The following is a 17997-nucleotide window of genomic DNA, read 5'->3' on the forward strand; positions in this document are numbered from 1 at the left end:
CGAGGGTCAGATCAGGGTTTCGATCCGCAGCGAGTTGGTCGAACCCGGCTGGCCGAATGGCACGCCGGCGGTGATCAGCAAGGTGTCGCCGCGTTTGGCCAAGCCTTGGGCCTGGGCGATCTCCAGGGCCGTGGAGCAGATCTCATCGACCTGGCGCAGGCGGTCGTTGACCACCGAATGCACGCCCCAGGCCACGCTCAGGCGGCGCGCGGTGGCCAGGTTCGGCGTGAGGTTGAGGATCGGCACCCGAGGCCGCTCGCGGGCGGCGCGCAGGCTGGAGCTGCCGGACTCGCTGTAGTTCACCAGCACCGCCACTGGCAGGATGCTGCTGATACGGCGGATCGCGCAGCTGATGGCGTCCGACTGGGTGGCTTCGGCCTGGGGCCGACTGACGTCGAGCTGAGCCTGGTAGTCGGGGCCGCTTTCGACCTGGCGGATGATCTTGCTCATCATCTGCACGGCTTCCAACGGGTATTCGCCGGAGGCGGTTTCCGCCGACAGCATCACCGCGTCCGCCCCTTCGGCCACCGCATTGGCCACGTCCGTGACCTCGGCTCGGGTGGGGGCCGGCGAGAAGCGCATGGATTCGAGCATCTGGGTCGCCACCACCACCGGTTTGCCCAGTTGGCGGCAGGTGCTGATGATGTCTTTCTGGATCTGCGGCACGCTTTCCGCTGGCACTTCCACCCCCAGATCACCTCTGGCGACCATGATCGCGTCGCTCAACTCGGCGATTTCCCGCAATTGGGTGACGGCCGAGGGCTTCTCGATCTTGGCCATCAGGAAGGCTTTGTTGCCGATCAGGACCCGCGCTTCATGGATATCCTCGGGGCGCTGGACAAAGGACAGCGCCACCCAATCCACCCCCAGCTCCAGGCCGAAGCTGAGGTCGCGGCGGTCCTTGGCCGTCAGCGGGCTCAGGTCGAGCACGGCCTGGGGCACGTTGACGCCCTTGCGGTCCGACAGCTCGCCGCCGTTGAGCACCGTGGTGTCGATGGCGTCGGCGTGTTTGCCGGTCACCCGCAGGCGCAGCTTGCCGTCGTCCAGCAGCAGGTCCATGCCCGGCTCCAGGGCGGCGATGATTTCCGGGTGCGGCAGGTTGATCCGGCGCTGGTCGCCCGGGGTTGGGTCCAGGTCCAGGCGCAGGGCCTGGCCGCGCACCAGTTGCACCTTGCCCGCGGCGAACTTGCCAACCCGCAGCTTCGGCCCTTGCAGGTCCATGAGGATGCCCAGGGGGTAGTTCAGCTGGCGCTCGACCTCGCGGATCCATTGAAAGCGCTGGGCGTGGTCGGCGTGATCGCCGTGGCTGAAGTTGAGGCGAAAGATATTGACCCCGGCCTTGACCAGTTCACGGATGTCCTCGATGCCGTCGGTGGCGGGGCCCAGGGTGGCGAGGATTTTGACCTTTTTATCAGGCGTCATGTGTCGGGTTCTCAAGAATCAGGATGGCGCGGAAGTCATTGACGTTGGTGCGGGTCGGCTCGGTGACGATCAACGCGTCCAGCGCGGCGAAGTAGCCGTAACCGTTGTTGTTATCCAGCTCGTCGCTGGCGCTCAGGCCCAGGGCGGCGGCGCGGCTGTAGCTGTCGGGGGTCATGATGGCCCCGGCGTTGTCCTCCGAGCCGTCGATGCCGTCGGTGTCGCCGGCCAGGGCATAGATCCCGGGCAGGCCCTTGAGGCTGTCGGTCAGGCTCAGCAGGAACTCGGCGTTGCGCCCGCCGCGGCCGGTGCCGCGCACGGTGACCGTGGTTTCGCCACCCGACAGAATCACGCAGGGCGCCGCCAGCGGCTGGCCATGCAGCAGGACCTGGCGGGCGATGCCGGCGTGGACCTTGGCCACCTCGCGGGATTCGCCTTCCAGGTCACCCAGGATCAGCGGGCTGAACCCGGCCTGGCGCGCCTTGACTGCGGCGGCCTCGAGGGACTGCTGGGGCCGGGCGATCAATTGGAAGTGGCTGCGGGCCAGGGCCGGATCACCGGGTTTGACGGTTTCCGATTCGGCGCTTTGCAGCCAGTTGCGCACGGCAGCGGGCACGTCGATGGCGTAGCGCTTGAGGATGGCCAGGGCTTCGGCCGAGGTGCTGGGGTCGGCCACCGTCGGGCCGGAGGCGATGACCGTGGCCAGGTCCCCGGGTACGTCGGAGATCGCGTAGGTGTACACGCTGGCCGGCCAGCAGGCCTTGGCCAGGCGTCCGCCCTTGATCGCCGACAGGTGCTTGCGCACGCAATTCATCTCGCCGATGGTGGCGCCCGACTTGAGCAGCGCCTTGTTGATCGACTGCTTGTCGGCCAGGCTGATGCCGGCAGCGGGCAGGGCCAGCAAGGCTGAGCCACCGCCTGACAGGAGGAAGATCACCCGGTCCTGTTCCGACAGGTTGCTGACCAGCTCCAGGACCCGCTTGGCCACGGCCAGGCCGGCGGCGTCGGGGACCGGGTGGGCGGCTTCGACCACTTCGATTTTCTGGCACGGCGCGCCATGGCCATAGCGGGTCACCACCAGCCCGGACACTTCGCCCTGCCAGCAGCGTTCAACCACCTGGGCCATGGCGGCTGCGGCCTTGCCGGCGCCAATAACGATCACCCGGCCGCTGCGATCGCGGGGCAAGTGGGCTTCGAGCACGTGTTGCGGATGGGCGGCGTCGATGGCTGTGGCGAACAGCTCGCGCAGGAATTGTTGCGGATCGACCGACATGGCGGGCTCCCGGTGTTCTTGTTATGGGGGGCTTGAAACTGCCTGCTGGCGCGGACGCAGGCGGTGCCGGGGGGAACTGATGCACCCTCCGGCGGCCTGCGCTCGCGGCTACAGCCGAGGCTTATTGCGGGTCGCGAATCGAGAAGTTGGCCATGTGCTCCAGGCCCTTGATCAGCGCCGAGTGGTCCCAGTTGCTGCCACCGATGGCGGCGCACGTGCTGAACACCTGCTGGGCGTTGGCCGTGTTCGGCAGGTTGATGCCCAGCTCGCGCGCGCCGGCCAGGGCCAGGTTGAGGTCCTTCTGGTGCAGGTTGATACGGAAACCCGGGTCGAAGGTGCCCTTGATCATCCGCTCGCCATGGACCTCGAGGATCTTCGACGAAGCGAAGCCACCCATCAGCGCTTCACGCACCTTGGCCGGGTCGGCGCCGTTTTTCGCCGCGAACAGCAGGGCCTCGGCCACCGCCTGGATGTTCAGGGCGACGATGATCTGGTTGGCCACCTTGGCGGTCTGGCCGTCGCCGTTGCCACCGACCAGGGTGATGTTCTTGCCCATGCTCTGGAACAGCGGCAGGGCGCGTTCGAAGGCCTGGCTGTCACCGCCGACCATGATGCTCAGGGTCCCGGCCTTGGCTCCGACTTCACCACCGGACACCGGTGCATCCAGGTACTGCGCGCCTTTCTCGTTGATCTGGGCGGCGAAGGCCTTGGTCGCGGTAGGCGAGATCGAGCTCATGTCGATCACGATCTTGCCTTTGCCGACACCGGCGGCGATCCCGTCGGCACGCAGCAGCACGTCTTCGACCTGCGGGGTGTCGGGGACCATGATGATGATGAACTCGGCTTCCTGGGCCACTTCCCTGGGGTTCGCCAAGGCGACCGCGCCCGCGGCGATCAGGTCGGCCGGTGCCTGGCCGTGATGCTCGGACAGGAACAGGCTGTGACCGGCCTTTTGCAGGTTCGAGGCCATTGGGTGGCCCATGATGCCGGTGCCGATAAATCCGATTTTAGCCATGAAGAAATCCTCTTGTGGGGGCCGCTCGATAAGGGCCGGGGTAGGGCTGCCGGGTCAGATCGCGTTGTGGCTCTTGAGCCAGCCGAGACCGGCCTGGGTGGTGGTCAGCGGTTTGTATTCGCAGCCGACCCAGCCCTGATAACCGATGCGCTCCAGGTGTTCGAACAGGAAGCGGTAGTTGATTTCGCCGGTGCCCGGCTCATTGCGCCCGGGGTTGTCGGCGAGCTGGATATGGTTGATGGCCGGCAGGTGGTTTTCCATGGTTCGGGCCAGGTCACCCTCCATGATTTGCATGTGGTAGATGTCGTATTGCAGGAACAGGTTGGCGCTGCCGACCTGCTCGCGAATGGCCAGGGCCTGGCGCGTGTTGTTCAGGTAGAAGCCCGGGATGTCACGGGTGTTGATGGCTTCCATCACCAGTTTGATGCCCACCGCCTGCAGCTTGTCGGCGGCGTACCTGAGGTTGGCGACCAGGGTTTTTTCCAGGGTGGCGTCATCGATGCCTTGTGGCCGAATACCGGCCAGGCAGTTGATCTGGGTGTTGCCCAGGACCTGGGCGTAGGCGATGGCCAGGTCGACCCCGCCGCGGAACTCCTCGACCCGATCCGGCAGGCAGGCGATGCCCCGCTCACCCTTGGCCCAGTCACCGGCCGGCAGGTTGAACAGCACTTGGGTCAGGCGGTTGGCATCCAGCTGGGCCTTGATTTCGGCGGAGCTGAACTCGTAGGGGAACAGGTATTCGACCCCGCTGAATCCCGCCTCGGCGGCGGCCTTGAAGCGGGCAAGGAAATCCTGTTCGGTGAACAGCATGGACAGGTTGGCGGCAAAACGCGGCATGGTGATCTCCGGTAAAAATGAAGCGTTCCGGCAGTGGCTGCCTGAAGGTGCGCCCGCTTTTGCGGTTGATCGCAGCCTTCGGCAGCCGCTACAGGGCGGGTCAGTCGAGCATGGAAATGGCGGTGGGCGCGTCGTTGCCCACCAGGGCCAGGTCTTCGAACTCGTTGACCGCGTTGATCTCGGTGCCCATGGAAATATTGGTCACGCGTTCGAGAATGATCTCGACGATCACCGGCACCTTGAACTCTTCGATCAACGCCTGGGCCTTGCGCAGGGCCGGCTGGATCTGGCCCGGCTCGAATACGCGCAGGGCCTTGCAACCCAGGCCTTCGGCGACGGCGACGTGGTCGACGCCATAACCGTTGAGCTCCGGTGCATTGAGGTTGTCGAAGGACAGCTGCACGCAGTAGTCCATCTCGAAACCGCGCTGCGCCTGGCGAATCAGCCCCAGGTAGGAGTTGTTCACCACCACGTGGATGTAGGGCAGCTTGAACTGCGCGCCCACCGCCAGCTCTTCGATCATGAACTGGAAGTCATAGTCGCCGGACAGCGCCACCACCTTGCGGCTCGGGTCGGCCTTGACCACCCCGAGTGCGGCGGGGATGGTCCAGCCCAGCGGGCCGGCCTGGCCGCAGTTGATCCAGTGCCGTGGCTTGTAGACGTGGAGGAACTGCGCCCCGGCGATCTGCGACAGACCGATGGTGCTGACGTAGCAGGTGTCCTTGCCGAACACCTGGTTCATCTCTTCGTACACCCGCTGCGGCTTGACCGGCACGTTGTCGAAGTGGGTCTTGCGCTGCAGGCTGGCCTTGCGCTGCTGGCAGTCCTGGAGCCACGCACTGCGGTCCTTGAGTTTGCCGGCGGCGTGCCATTCACGGGCCACTTCGAGGAACACGGTCAGGGCGAAGCCGGCGTCGGAGACAATCCCCAGGTCCGGGTTGAACACCCGGCCGATCTGGGTCGGCTCGATGTCGACATGGATGAACTTGCGACCTTCGGTGTACACCTCAACCGAGCCGGTGTGGCGGTTGGCCCAGCGGTTGCCGATGCCCAGCACCACGTCCGACTTGAGCAGGGTGGCGTTGCCATAGCGGTGCGATGTCTGCAGGCCGACCATGCCCACCATCAGCGGGTGATCGTCAGGAATGGTGCCCCAGCCCATCAGGGTCGGGATCACCGGAATCCCGGTCAGCTCGGCGAATTCCACCAGCAGCTCGCTGGCATCGGCATTGATGATGCCGCCCCCGGCTACCAGCAATGGGCGCTCGGCCTGGTCCAGCAGGGCCAGGGCTTTTTCCACCTGGATCCGGGTCGCGGTGGGCTTGGCCAGGGGCAGGGGCTGGTAAGCATCGATGTCGAATTCGATCTCGGCCATCTGCACGTCGAACGGCAGGTCGATCAGCACCGGGCCTGGGCGGCCGGAGCGCATTTCATAGAAGGCTTTCTGGAAGGCGTAGGGCACTTGGCCCGGCTCCAGCACGGTGGTCGCCCACTTGGTCACCGGCTTGACGATGCTGGTGATGTCGACGGCCTGGAAGTCTTCCTTGTGCATGCGGGCCCGTGGCGCCTGGCCGGTGATGCACAGGATCGGGATCGAGTCGGCCGAGGCGCTGTAGAGGCCGGTGACCATGTCGGTGCCGGCGGGGCCGGAGGTGCCGATGCACACGCCGATGTTGCCGGCCTTGGTGCGGGTGTAGCCCTCGGCCATGTGCGAGGCGCCCTCGACGTGGCGAGCGAGCACGTGATCGATGCCGCCGACCTTCTGCAGGGCGGAGTACAGCGGGTTGATGGCGGCCCCGGGGATGCCAAAAGCGGTGTCGACCCCTTCACGGCGCATCACCAGAACGGCGGCTTCGATTGCTCTCATTTTGCTCATGGTTTTGTGCCTCTTACGTTTTGTAATTGTATACAAGTGGCTTTGCGCAAAGTGTATTCACGGCGGACGGCGCAGGTCAATCCATTTTCTCAAGCGGCTGTGGCTTTCGTCGGAAGCCTTTAAACCAGCGGTTTTTTGTCGCGGGCAGCGCTTTTCGATAATTATTGTATACAAAATAGATTGTCATTGTGTTCTATTTATCCCATTCGGCTTCGTACAACGAATGGCCCGACCGCTTTCCCATAACAAAATAAGGACGGCACCCATGAGCGCTTTAACCTTGAAAGTCGCAGTTAACCTGGCCAGCCAGGCCATCGCAGCGGGGCGCGCGATCAGCGCCGCGCCGCTGACCATCGCGGTGCTGGATGCCGGTGGGCACCTGGTGACGTTGCAACGGGAGGATGGGGCCAGCCTGCTGCGCCCGCAGATCGCCATTGGCAAGGCCTGGGGTGCGGTCGCCCTGGGCAAGGGCTCGCGTCTGCTGGCGCTGGACGCGCAACAGCGCCCGGCTTTTATCGCCGCGCTGAACAGCCTGGGGCAGGGCAGCGTGGTGCCGGCACCGGGCGGAGTGCTGATCCGTGATCGGGAGGGCAGGGTGCTGGGGGCCATCGGTATCAGCGGTGACACGTCGGACATCGACGAGCAGTGCGCCATCAACGCCATCGAAGCCCTGGACCTGACCGCGGACGCCGGCGTAAGCGCCTGACGCCGAACCGGTAGCCGCTGCCGAGCCCGCGAGGCTGCGCTGGCCCGATAGGGCGCCGAGGCGTGTCAGACAGAAGGATGTTGTTCCGCAGGGTCAGCGCAGCCTGGCGGCAGCGGCTACAGCGGTTGAGGTATCAGCTCGACGCTGGCTGGTCGGGTTCGCAGCCTTTGAGCACCAGGCGGATGATGGTTTGCGCGGCGGCTTCGTAATCGGACTCGTCGAGCTTGGGCTTGCCGGTGACGACCGAGATCTGCCAGTCGAAGTCGGCGTAGGTCTGGGTCGCGGCCCAGATGCTGAACATCAGGTGGTTGGGGTCGATGGCGGCGATCTGGCCACGGTCGATCCAGGTCTGGATGCAGTCGATGTTGTGCCGCGCCTGGGCGTTGAGTTGTTCGGTTTGCTCGGCGCTCAGGTGCGGCGCGCCGTGCATGATCTCGCTGGCGAAGACTTTGGAAGCGAACGGCAGGTCGCGGGAGATGCGGATCTTGGAGCGGATATAACCGCTGAGCACTTCGCTGGGCACCCCCTCGGCATTGAACGGGGTCGAGGCCTGGAGAATCGGCTCGATGATGCTTTCCAGCACCTCGCGGTAGAGGTTTTCCTTGGACTTGAAGTAGTAGTAGACGTTGGGTTTGGGCAACCCGGCCTTGGCCGCGATATCGCTGGTTTTGGTCGCGGCGAAGCCCTTGTCGGCAAATTCTTCGCTGGCAGCACGCAGGATCAATTCTTTATTGCGCTCGCGGATGGTGCTCATAAATCCGGTGATTCCTTGCCTGGGGCGGCGGTTGCGCATGGTAGCACCGGCTTTGCGCGGGGCTCAAGAATGCCAGCTTCGGCCTGCCCTGGCGGACGTTCGGCGGATTTGCCTGTCGCCCCGCTGAACGAAAAATATGATTGCCCGGTGCCCCGGTAGGCGGCTGCTACAGTTCACAGCAGCGAGCGGGCTGAAGGCCATTTGCTGCTGTGCCGGCCTGTTTCCCGATCTGTCGCTCAAACCTCGGTTTTGCATCGATTGGGTGGGAACGTCGTGGACAACAACAGACGGCGCAGGTTGGGCCTGGTCTTCAGCCTCCTGGTGCTGGTACTCATTGCGCTGGGTCTCTGGCTTTACCTGGCCGGGGCTCGGCAGAAAAGCCGGCCGGCCCCCAGCGGCGAGCCGGTGGCCGTGGCTGCGGTGCAATTGCAGGATGTGCCGGTGTTCATCGATGCCCTGGGCACGGTGACACCGATCCGCAGCGTCACTGTGGTCACCCAGGTCAACGGTGTGCTCGCCAGCGTCGAATTCCGGGAAGGCCAGCCAGTGCGCAAGGGCCAGGTGCTGGCGCGTATCGATGACCGGGCGTTGAAGGCACAGCTGGCCCAGGCCAAAGGTGTATTGGCCCACGACCAGGCAGTACTGCGCAACGCGCAGCGCGACCTGGCGCGCTACCGCGAGCTGATCAAGGCCGGTTCTGTCAGCCAGCAAACCCTCGATACCCAGGCTTCCACGGTGGAGCAACTGGCGGGCACCGTGGCTGCGGACCAGGGCAGTGTGCAGAACCTTGAGGTGCAACTGGGTTATTGCACCCTCAGCTCACCGGTGGATGGCGTAGTCGGGTTGCGTCAGGTCGACCCAGGCAACTATGTAACCAGTGCCTCGGCCATTGTGGTGATCACCCAGATGCGTCCGACGACGGTGGTGTTTGCCGTTCCCGAGGATGACCTCGGCGCCATCAATCAGGCGTTGGCTTCCGGCCCGGTCACGGTCCTGGCTTATGACCGCAACAAACGCGGGCAGCTGGCCAGCGGCAACTTGCTGGCCCTGGATAACCAGGTAGATACCAGCACCGGCACGATCAAGGTCAAGGCCCAGTTCGAGGATGGGGGGCAGGCGCTGTTCCCCAATCAGTTCGTCAACGCCCGGCTCAAGGCCGATACCCTGGTGCAAGTGCCGGTGGTCCCGACCCGGGCCATCCAGCACGGGAGCAAGGGCGACTTCGTATTTGTGGTGGTGGGCGACAAGGCCAGCCTGCGCAACATCAAGGCGGGTCCGGTGATGGGCGATGCCACGGCGATTCTCGACGCCGGGGTGAAAAACGGCGAGCAGGTGATCACCGAGGGCGCAGATAAGCTCGACGACGGCTCGGCGATCAAAGTGGTTGCCCAGTGAGACGCCGGCGATGAACGTCTCGCGGCCCTTTATCGAGCGACCGGTTGCCACCAGCCTGCTGATGGTCGCCGTGCTGTTGCTGGGCGTGCTCGGCTATCACCTGTTGTCCGTGTCGGCCTTGCCCGAGGTCGATTACCCGACAATCCAGGTCTTTACCCAGTACCCAGGTGCCAGCCCGGATGTAGTCAGCTCCTCGATCACCGCGCCCCTGGAGCGCCAGCTGGGGGAAATGCCCGGCTTGAAATCCATGAGTTCCACCAGCTCCGACGGCGCCTCGGTGGTGACCTTGCAGTTCGACCTGGCGCTGTCCCTGGATGTGGCCGAGCAGGAGGTGCAGGCGGCGATCAATGCCGCTGGCACCTTCTTGCCGAGCAACTTGCCGTACCCCCCGGTGTACAGCAAGGTCAACCCGGCCGACGCGCCGGTGCTGACCCTGTCCCTGACCTCCGACGTGCTGCCGCTGACCAAGGTCGAGGACCTGGCCGACACTCGCCTGGCGCAGAAGATTTCGCAGATCGCCGGAGTCGGGCTGGTGACCATCAGCGGCGGCCAGCGGCCAGCGGTGCGGGTCGAGGCCAATACCTCGGCGCTCAATAGCCTGGGCCTGTCGCTGGACGATCTGCGCAGCGCCCTGGGCAGCGCCAACGTCAACCAGGCCAAGGGCAACATCGACGGCAAGTTCCAGGCGTACTCGATCGGCAGTAACGACCAGTTGCAGTCGGCCGACGAGTACCGCGATCTGGTAATCGCCTACAAGAACGGTGCGCCGATCCGCCTGTCACAGATCGCCACTTCGACCCAGGGCCCGGAGAACCCGCGGCAGGCCGCCTGGACCGACAGCACGCCGTCAATCGTGCTTAATATCCAGCGCCAGCCCGGGGCCAACGTGATCGAGGTGGTCGACCGGGTCCAGCAGTTGCTGCCCAAGTTGCGGGCCAGCCTGCCGGGCACGCTCAAGGTTGCGGTGCTGACAGACCGGACCCAGACCATCCGCGCCTCGGTGACCGATGTGCAGTACGAACTGGCGGTGGCCGTGGTGTTGGTGGTCCTGGTGATCTTTCTGTTCCTGCGCAACCTGGCCGCCACCATCATCCCCGCGGTGACCGTGCCCTTGACCCTGGTGGGGACCCTGGCGGTGGCCTATGCCCTGGGGTTTTCCCTCAACAACCTGACGCTGATGGCCCTGACCATCGCCATCGGCTTCGTGGTCGATGACGCCATCGTCATGATCGAGAACATCACCCGCTACATCGAGGCCGGCGATAGCCCCCTGGAGGCCGCGCTCAAGGGCTCGGAGCAGATCGGCTTCACCATCATCTCGCTGTCCATTGCCCTGATCGCGGTGATGATCCCCCTGCTGTTCATGGGCGACGTGGTCGGCCGGTTGTTCCGTGAATTCGCCATGACCGTGGCGGTGACCATCGTGATCTCGGCCCTGATCTCCCTGACGCTGACCCCCATGATGTGTTCGCGGATGCTCAAGGCCCGGCAGGCAGAGCGCCGGGTGGACTTTTTCGATCGGATCAACCGGCACTACGTACGCGGGCTTGACTGGGTGCTGGCGCATCGGACCCTGACCCTGTTGTCAGTGGTGCTCACCGCCGCGCTGACGCTGCTGACCCTGGTGGTCATGCCCAAGGGCTTTTTTCCCGAGCAGGACACCGCATTGATTCAGGGGATTTCCCAGGCTGCGCCGACCATTTCCTTTTCGCAGATGCAGGTGCAGCAACAGCGCTTGGCGGCGCGGATCCTCAAGGACCCGGCGGTGCAGAGCCTGTCGTCGTTTGTCGGTATCGATCAGACCAACCCCACCCTTAATCAGGGCAACCTGCTGATCAACCTCAAGCCCCGTGGCCAGCGCGACAGCAGTAGTGTGGTGATTCGGCGCCTGGCCGATGCCAATGCCGATGTGGCCGGGATCCGCCTGTACCTGCACTCGGTGCAGGACCTGACCCTGGACGCCACCGTGTCCACCACCAGCTATCGCCTGGGCTTGCAGGCCACCGATCCCCAGGAGCTGGAACTGTGGACCGGCAAACTGCTGGCGGCGATCCGCCAGGAGCCGATGTTCACCGATGTGCAAAGCCAGGCCATGCAGTTCGGCAATCAGATCCAGCTCACGTTCGACCGCTCCACCGCTTCGCGCCTGGGCATCACGCCCCAGGCCATTGACGACGTGCTGTACGACGCGTTTGGCCAGCGCCAGGTGTCGACCATCTACACCCAGCTCAACCAGTATCACGTGGTCATGGCCACCGACCGCCCGCCGCACAACCTGGCGGACCTGTTGACCGGGCTGTATGTGAACATCCCCGGCGGCGGGGTGGCCCCGCTGTCGAGCATGGCCACCCTGCAAGTGCTGCGCACGCCGGTCACGATCAACCGGCTGGGGCAGTTCCCCTATGCCGATATCTCCTTCAACCTGGCGCCGGGCCAGACCCTGGGCGCGGCGGTGACCCGGCTCAAGGCGATCGAACAGCAGGCCGGATTGCCGGCTTCGGTCCAGGCCTCGCTGGAGGGTGCAGCCGCGACGTTCGAGGCCTCCCTGTCCAACCAGGTGTTTCTGGTGCTGGCGGCCATTGTGGTGGTGTACCTGATGCTGGGGATTCTCTATGAGAGCTTCGTGCATCCGGTGACGATTCTCTCGACCCTGCTTTCGGCCGCGCTGGGGGCCTTGCTGGCGCTGCTGATCACCGGCACCCAGTTCGACATCATCGGCCTGATCGGCATTGTGCTGCTGATCGGCATCGTCATGAAAAACGGCATCATGATGGTCGACTTTGCCCTGGAGCTGGAGCGCAAGGGCGGTCTCACGCCGCTGGCGGCGATCCGCCAGGCCGCGGAACTGCGTTTCCGGCCGATCCTGATGACCAGCATGGCCTCATTGTTCGGCGCGGTGCCGTTGGCGCTGGGCAGCGGCATCGGTTCTGAACTGCGCCATCCCCTGGGGATCGCGATTATTGGCGGCCTGCTGCTCAGCCAGTTGCTGACGCTGTTTTCCACGCCGGTGATCTTCCTCGCCATGCATGGTCTGGAACGTCGTTTCAGCGGCCGGCCTGCGGCCGTGGCGGGCTGACCATGAACCTCAGCGCCCCGTTTATCCAGCGTCCGATTGCCACCACGCTGCTGGCGGTGGGGCTTGCGCTGTTCGGCGTCCTGGCCTTCAGCCTGTTGCCGGTGGCGCCGCTGCCGGAAGTCGACTTCCCGACCATCAGTGTGCGTGCCTCGTTGCCGGGCGCCGATCCGCACACCGTGGCGACTTCGGTGGCGACCCCGCTGGAACGGCAGTTCGGACAGATTGCCGGGGTCACCCAGATGACCTCTGCCAGCACCCTGGGCTCGACCCGGATCAACCTGCAGTTCGACCTCAATCGCGATATCGACGGTGCCGCGCGGGACGTGCAGGCGGCGATCAATGCCGCGCGCACCAATCTTCCGAGCGACCTGTCTGGCAACCCGACCTATCGCAAGGTCAACCCGGCGGATTCGCCGATCCTGATCATCAGCCTGACGTCCGACAGCGCGTCACCCGGGCAAATGTACGATGTGGCCTCGACCCTGCTTGAGCAGCGCCTGTTGCAGACCCGGGGCGTGGGCGATGTCACGGTGGGCGGCGGGGCCCTGCCGGCGGTGCGCATCGAGCTTAACCCGGACCGTCTCAATCACTACGGGATCAGCCTGGAGCAGGTGCGGACGGTGGTCGCGGCGGCCAACGTCAACCTGCCCAAGGGCCAGATCGATATTGGCGATCAGAGTCAGGTGCTGGCCGCCAACGACCAGCTCTACGCCACCGATGACTATGCGCAACTGGTGGTCAAGCAGAGCAATGGCAGCCTGGTGCGGATCGCCGACCTGGGCTACGTGCGCGAGGATGTCGAGGACCTGCGCAACTTCGGCCTGTTCAATGGCAAGCCTGCAGTGCTGCTGGTGATCTTCAAACAGCCGGGGGCGAACGTCATCGACACGGTGGATGCGGTCAAGGCCGAGTTGCCTTTTTTGCAGGAGTCGATTCCGGCGGCGATCAAGCTGAACATCCTGATGGACCGCACCACCACCATTCGCGCGTCGTTGCGTGATGTCGAACTGTCGCTGATTGCCTCGATCATCCTGGTGACCCTGGTGACTTTCGCGTTCTTTCGCGACTGGCGCAGCACGCTGGTGCCGGCGATCGTCGTGCCGCTGTCGCTGCTGGGCACCTTTGCCGCCATGTATTTCCTGGGCTACAGCCTGAACAACCTGTCGCTGATGGCGCTGACCATCTCCACCGGATTCGTGGTGGATGACGCGATCGTGGTGGTGGAAAACATCATGCGCCATCTGGAGCGCGGCGAATCGCGGTTGCAGGCGGCGCTGGCCGGGGCCCGGGAGGTGGGGTTCACCGTCCTCACTATCAGCCTGTCGCTGGTGGCGGTGTTTATCCCGCTGCTGTTGATGGGGGGGATAGTCGGGCGCCTGTTTCGCGAGTTTTCGGTATCGCTGTCGGTGTCCATCGGTATCTCGATGCTGATTTCCCTGACGGTGACGCCGATGCTTTCCAGCATCCTGCTGCGCACCCGTGAGCAGGCCGGCAGCGGCGACGGGCAACTGGATTCGCGGTTCCACCGTTTCTATGACCGGACCCTGGGCTGGGTCATCGATCATTCATTGCTGATGGGGTTGGTCACCGTGCTGGTGATCCTGCTGGCCGGGGTGCTCTATGTGCTGGTGCCCAAGGGGTTCTTCCCCCAGGAAGACACCGGACGCCTGTCCGGCAGCATCCTGGCCTCGCAGAATATTTCCTACGGGGCGATGCAGGCCGACTTTCGGCAGATCAATGAAAAGGTGATGGGCAACCCGAACGTGCTGACGGTCGGTGGTTTTGTCGGCGGCGGCGGTGGAGGTGGCGGGGCGATCAACAGCGCGCAACTGTTTATTGCCCTCAAGCCCCTGGGCCAGCGCCAGGACAGCGCCGATCAGGTAATCGCACAGATTCGCCGCAGCCTGGGGGCCATGCCGGGCACGCGTTTGTACTTGCAGTCGGTGCAGGACATCACTGTGGGGGGGCGCCAGAGCGGCGCCCAATATCAGTACACTCTCACCGCCGATGACCAGAGCACCCTGGACGAGTGGGTACCCAGGGTGGTCGAGGTGCTGCACCGCTTGCCGCAGTTGACCGACATCAACACCGACCAGCAGGACAACAGCCTGCTGGCCAATGTGCAGGTCAACCGTGATAGCGCGGCGCGCCTGGGGGTGAGCATGGCGGCGATCGACCAGACCCTCTACGACGCGTTCGGCCAGCGCCAGGTCTCGACCATCTACCGTGCGGCCAACCAATATCACGTGGTGCTGGAGGTGGCGCCGGAATACTGGACCGACCCCGATACCCTGAAGTCCATCTACCTGCCCCAGGGTGCCGTGGCCAGTGGTCGTGGCGCCAGTGCCGCGCCTGCCCTGGAGGCCAACACCAGTCAGCCGCTGATTCCGTTGTCGGCGGTGGCTGAGCAGTCGGTAGCGCGGACCGCCATTTCCATCAGCCATCAGGGGACCTTTCCGGCAGTCACGGCGTCGTTCAACCTGGCCCCGGGGGTGGCCATCGGCGATGCCACGGCGCTGGTGAACAGTGCCGTGGCGCAACTGCGCATGCCGGCCAGTGTGGTCGGGCAATTTGCCGGCACTGCCCAGGTGTTCCAGTCGTCGGTGGCCAGCGAGCCGTTGCTGATCGTTGCTGCGCTGTTGTCGGTGTACATCGTGCTGGGGATTCTCTACGAGAACCTGATGCATCCGCTGACGATTCTTTCAACCTTGCCGTCGGCCGGCGTCGGTGCCCTGATCGCCCTGCTGCTGACCGGTACCGAGCTGTCGATCATTGCCCTGGTGGGGGTGATCCTGCTCATCGGCATCGTCAAGAAAAACGCAATCATGATGATCGACTTCGCCATCACCGAGCGCAAAGAGCAGGGACGCAGCGCCAAGGAGGCGATTCGCAACGCCTGCCTGATCCGCTTTCGACCCATCATGATGACCACCCTGGCGGCGATTCTCGGCGCCTTGCCCCTGGTGCTGGGCAGTGGTTATGGCTCGGAACTGCGGCGGCCACTGGGTATTTCGATCATTGGCGGCCTGCTGTTGAGCCAGGTCCTGACGCTGTACACCACACCGGTGATCTACCTCTGGCTCGACCGGGCCTCCCAGCGCCTGCGCCGGGCTCCCAAGGAGATAACAACGTGAACTTCATGGGCAGCAGAGGGCGTGGCGGGCCACGGGTGTGCTGGCTGATGACGCTGGGCTTCAGCCTGACACTGACGGGTTGCATGGTCGGGCCGGATTATCAGCAACCGGCCATGTCGCTGCCCCAGGGCTTCAAGGAGGGCCTGCAATGGCAGCGAGCGGTGGCCAACCCGCAAGGGGCGCTGGCCAGTCAATGGTGGCTCGAATACCACGATCCGATACTCAATGACCTGATCAACCGTTCGGCCGCCGCCAACCAGTCGATAGTCGCCGCCGAGGCCGCCTATCGGCTGGCCCAGGCCCAGGTGGCGTCGAGTCGCGCCGGGTTATGGCCGACGGTGGGCGTGGGGCTTGCTGGTTCCCGGGGGGTAGGCGGTAGCAACTCCGGACTCAACAGTTCCGGTGGCAGCAGCAATACCGGCGTGCAGCAGAGTGTCAGCGCCACCTTGAGTGCCAGCTGGGAGCCGGATCTGTGGGGGCAGGTACGCCGGGGCATCGAGTCGAGCCAGGCCTCGGCCCAGGCGTCCGATGCCCTGCTGGCCGGGGTGCGGCTGTCCATCAGTTCCAGCATTGCGAGCAATTACCTGGGGCTGCGTCAGCTGGATATCGACAGCACCCTGTTGCAGCAGCAACAACAGATCAATCAACAGCTACTGGACATGATCCAGGTCGAGTACCGCCAAGGCACGGCTTCCAATGACCAACTGCTGCTGGCCCAGGACCAGTTGAGCAACGTGGTGGCAGCGTTGCAGAGCACCTTGCGCAGCCGGGAGCAGTTTGAGCATGCACTGGCGGTACTGGTGGGCGTCGCGCCTGCGCAGTTCAGCCTGGCGCCCCGCAACGACTACGTATTCAGCGTGCCCCGTGCGCCCCTGACATTGCCGTCGAGCCTGTTGCTGCGGCGTCCGGATGTGGTGGCTGCGGAGCGCTCGGCGGCGGCGGCCAACGCGAAAATCGGTGTCGCCGAAGCTGCGTTTTTCCCCACCCTGGACCTGACCGCCGAAGCCGGTTTTCGCGGCAGTGCCCTGGGCGGCCTGTTTTCCGTTCCGAACCGGATCTGGACCTTGGGCCCGGCGCTGGCGGCGACCCTGTTTGACGGCGGCGCCCGTGAGGCCGCGGTGCGGCAAGCCCAAGCCGGTTATGACCAGGACGTGGCCAATTACCGGGGCACGGTGCTGGCGGCGCTGCAGAACGTCGAAGACAACCTGTCGGCCATCAACCACCTGCAATTGCAGGCCGATACCTATGGGCAGATCTACCAGCGCAACCAGCAATTGTTCGCCAGCCAGCAAGCTCAGCAGCGTGCGGGCACTGTCAGCCGGCAAAACGTGTTGACCCAGCAGTTGATCCTGCTGCAGACCGAGCAAAACCTGCGCGACACCCAGGGCCAACTGAGCCAGGGCAGCGTAGCGCTGATCCAGAGCCTGGGAGGTGGTTGGCAAAGTGCGCCGGTCACGGCTCCTTGAGCCCTGTGCCGACTCGCCTCGGATGTATCTGACAGGCTATGCTCCGCGCTTTATTGACCTATGGAAACCTGACCGATGGCAGGAAGCAGTTTGTTGGTGCTGATCGACGATATCGCGGCAGTGCTCGATGATGTGGCGTTGATGACCAAAATGGCGGCGAAGAAAACCGCCGGCGTACTCGGCGATGACCTGGCGCTCAATGCCCAGCAGGTCTCCGGGGTGCGTGCCGAGCGTGAAGTGCCAGTGGTCTGGGCCGTGGCCAAGGGGTCGTTCCGCAACAAACTGATCCTGGTTCCGGCGGCGCTGGCCATCAGCGCGTTCGCCCCCTGGCTGGTGACCCCGCTGCTGATGCTCGGTGGCGCCTACCTGTGTTTCGAAGGCTTTGAAAAGCTCGCCCACACCTTCCTTCACAGCAAGGCTGACGATCAGGCCGGGCATGAGCAGTTGCTGGAGGCGGTGGCCAACCCCGAAGTCGACCTGGTGGCCTTCGAGAAGGACAAGATCAAAGGCGCGGTGCGCACCGATTTCATCCTGTCGGCGGAAATCATCGCCATCACCCTGGGCACTGTGGCCGATGCGCCGCTGATGCAGCAGGTGGTGGTGCTCTCGGGTATCGCGATTGTCATGACCGTAGGCGTTTATGGCCTGGTGGCGGGCATCGTCAAGCTCGATGACCTGGGGCTGTGGCTGACCCAGAAGCCGGGGCAGTTGGCGAAGAGTGTGGGTGGGGTGATCCTGCGCGCCGCACCGTACATGATGAAAAGCCTGTCGGTGATCGGCACGGCGGCGATGTTTATGGTCGGCGGCGGCATCCTCACCCACGGCGTACCCGCGGCGCACCACCTTATCGAGGGGCTGACCGGGCAAACCGCAGCCGTGATCGGCGGCTTCTCGGTGATCATGCCGACCCTGCTCAACGCAGTGGCCGGGATTATCGCCGGCGCCGTGGTGCTGGTGGGCGTGACCCTGTTCAGCAAGCTGTGGAAAGCTGTCAGGACCTGACCCCGGGCACTGTCCCGACTATGAAAAAAGGCCATTCGGAGTTC

General features: G+C 64.5%; 12 protein-coding genes. 6 read left to right on the forward strand and 6 right to left on the reverse strand.

Going from position 1 to position 17997, the window contains the following annotated elements; translation table 11 throughout:
* Nucleotides 1-6: 6 nt before the first annotated feature.
* From pyk to gcl, 5 genes are all read right to left on the reverse strand, one after another.
* Nucleotides 7-1422: a pyruvate kinase gene (gene pyk, locus JFU57_RS16415; RefSeq protein ID WP_201130060.1), complete on the reverse strand. Its 1416-nt coding sequence runs from the start codon at nucleotides 1420-1422 to the stop codon at nucleotides 7-9.
* Nucleotides 1412-2692 (reverse strand): glycerate kinase type-2 family protein, encoded by a 1281-nt coding sequence (locus tag JFU57_RS16420; RefSeq protein WP_201130062.1) that lies wholly within the window; start codon nucleotides 2690-2692, stop codon nucleotides 1412-1414. The genes pyk and JFU57_RS16420 overlap by 11 nt, the downstream gene beginning before the upstream one ends.
* A gap of 121 nt (nucleotides 2693-2813) precedes the next feature.
* A complete protein-coding gene (locus tag JFU57_RS16425) occupies nucleotides 2814-3707 on the reverse strand; it encodes a 2-hydroxy-3-oxopropionate reductase (protein WP_078471016.1) in 894 nt (297 codons plus the stop codon).
* 54 nt (nucleotides 3708-3761) lie between these two features.
* Nucleotides 3762-4544, reverse strand: a complete 783-nt coding sequence (gene hyi / locus JFU57_RS16430; RefSeq protein WP_078471017.1) for a hydroxypyruvate isomerase — start codon at nucleotides 4542-4544, stop codon at nucleotides 3762-3764.
* A gap of 100 nt (nucleotides 4545-4644) precedes the next feature.
* Nucleotides 4645-6420 carry a glyoxylate carboligase gene (gcl, locus tag JFU57_RS16435; RefSeq protein ID WP_078471018.1) on the reverse strand — a complete coding sequence of 592 codons (1776 nt, stop codon included), beginning with the start codon at nucleotides 6418-6420 and terminating at the stop codon, nucleotides 4645-4647.
* Nucleotides 6421-6685: 265 nt separating this feature from the next.
* Here gcl and JFU57_RS16440 point away from each other — a divergent pair, with 265 nt between their 5' ends.
* Nucleotides 6686-7126 carry a GlcG/HbpS family heme-binding protein gene (locus JFU57_RS16440; RefSeq protein WP_078471019.1) on the forward strand — a complete coding sequence of 147 codons (441 nt, stop codon included), beginning with the start codon at nucleotides 6686-6688 and terminating at the stop codon, nucleotides 7124-7126.
* A 133-nt stretch (nucleotides 7127-7259) separates the two neighbouring features.
* Here JFU57_RS16440 and JFU57_RS16445 read toward each other — a convergent pair whose 3' ends face one another.
* Nucleotides 7260-7880, reverse strand: a complete 621-nt coding sequence (locus JFU57_RS16445) for a TetR/AcrR family transcriptional regulator (RefSeq protein ID WP_201130064.1) — start codon at nucleotides 7878-7880, stop codon at nucleotides 7260-7262.
* Nucleotides 7881-8198: 318 nt separating this feature from the next.
* Here JFU57_RS16445 and JFU57_RS16450 point away from each other — a divergent pair, with 318 nt between their 5' ends.
* The 5 genes from JFU57_RS16450 to JFU57_RS16470 all read left to right on the forward strand — a co-directional run bounded on the left by JFU57_RS16450 (nucleotide 8199) and on the right by JFU57_RS16470 (nucleotide 17953).
* Nucleotides 8199-9275 (forward strand): efflux RND transporter periplasmic adaptor subunit, encoded by a 1077-nt coding sequence (locus JFU57_RS16450; RefSeq protein ID WP_446739671.1) that lies wholly within the window; start codon nucleotides 8199-8201, stop codon nucleotides 9273-9275.
* A 10-nt stretch (nucleotides 9276-9285) separates the two neighbouring features.
* Entirely contained in the window at nucleotides 9286-12351 is a 3066-nt protein-coding gene (locus tag JFU57_RS16455; RefSeq protein WP_201130067.1) for an efflux RND transporter permease subunit, read from the forward strand.
* Nucleotides 12352-12353: 2 nt separating this feature from the next.
* On the forward strand, nucleotides 12354-15485 hold the full coding sequence (locus JFU57_RS16460; RefSeq protein ID WP_201130068.1) for an efflux RND transporter permease subunit: 3132 nt from the start codon (nucleotides 12354-12356) through the stop codon (nucleotides 15483-15485).
* A 5-nt stretch (nucleotides 15486-15490) separates the two neighbouring features.
* Nucleotides 15491-16951: an efflux transporter outer membrane subunit gene (locus tag JFU57_RS16465; protein WP_242487553.1), complete on the forward strand. Its 1461-nt coding sequence runs from the start codon at nucleotides 15491-15493 to the stop codon at nucleotides 16949-16951.
* 75 nt (nucleotides 16952-17026) lie between these two features.
* Complete coding sequence (locus tag JFU57_RS16470) at nucleotides 17027-17953, forward strand: DUF808 domain-containing protein (protein ID WP_078471021.1); 927 nt, start codon at nucleotides 17027-17029, stop codon at nucleotides 17951-17953.
* Nucleotides 17954-17997: the final 44 nt, after the last annotated feature.

Source organism: Pseudomonas sp. TH07, assembly GCF_016651285.1.
GTDB lineage: Bacteria > Pseudomonadota > Gammaproteobacteria > Pseudomonadales > Pseudomonadaceae > Aquipseudomonas.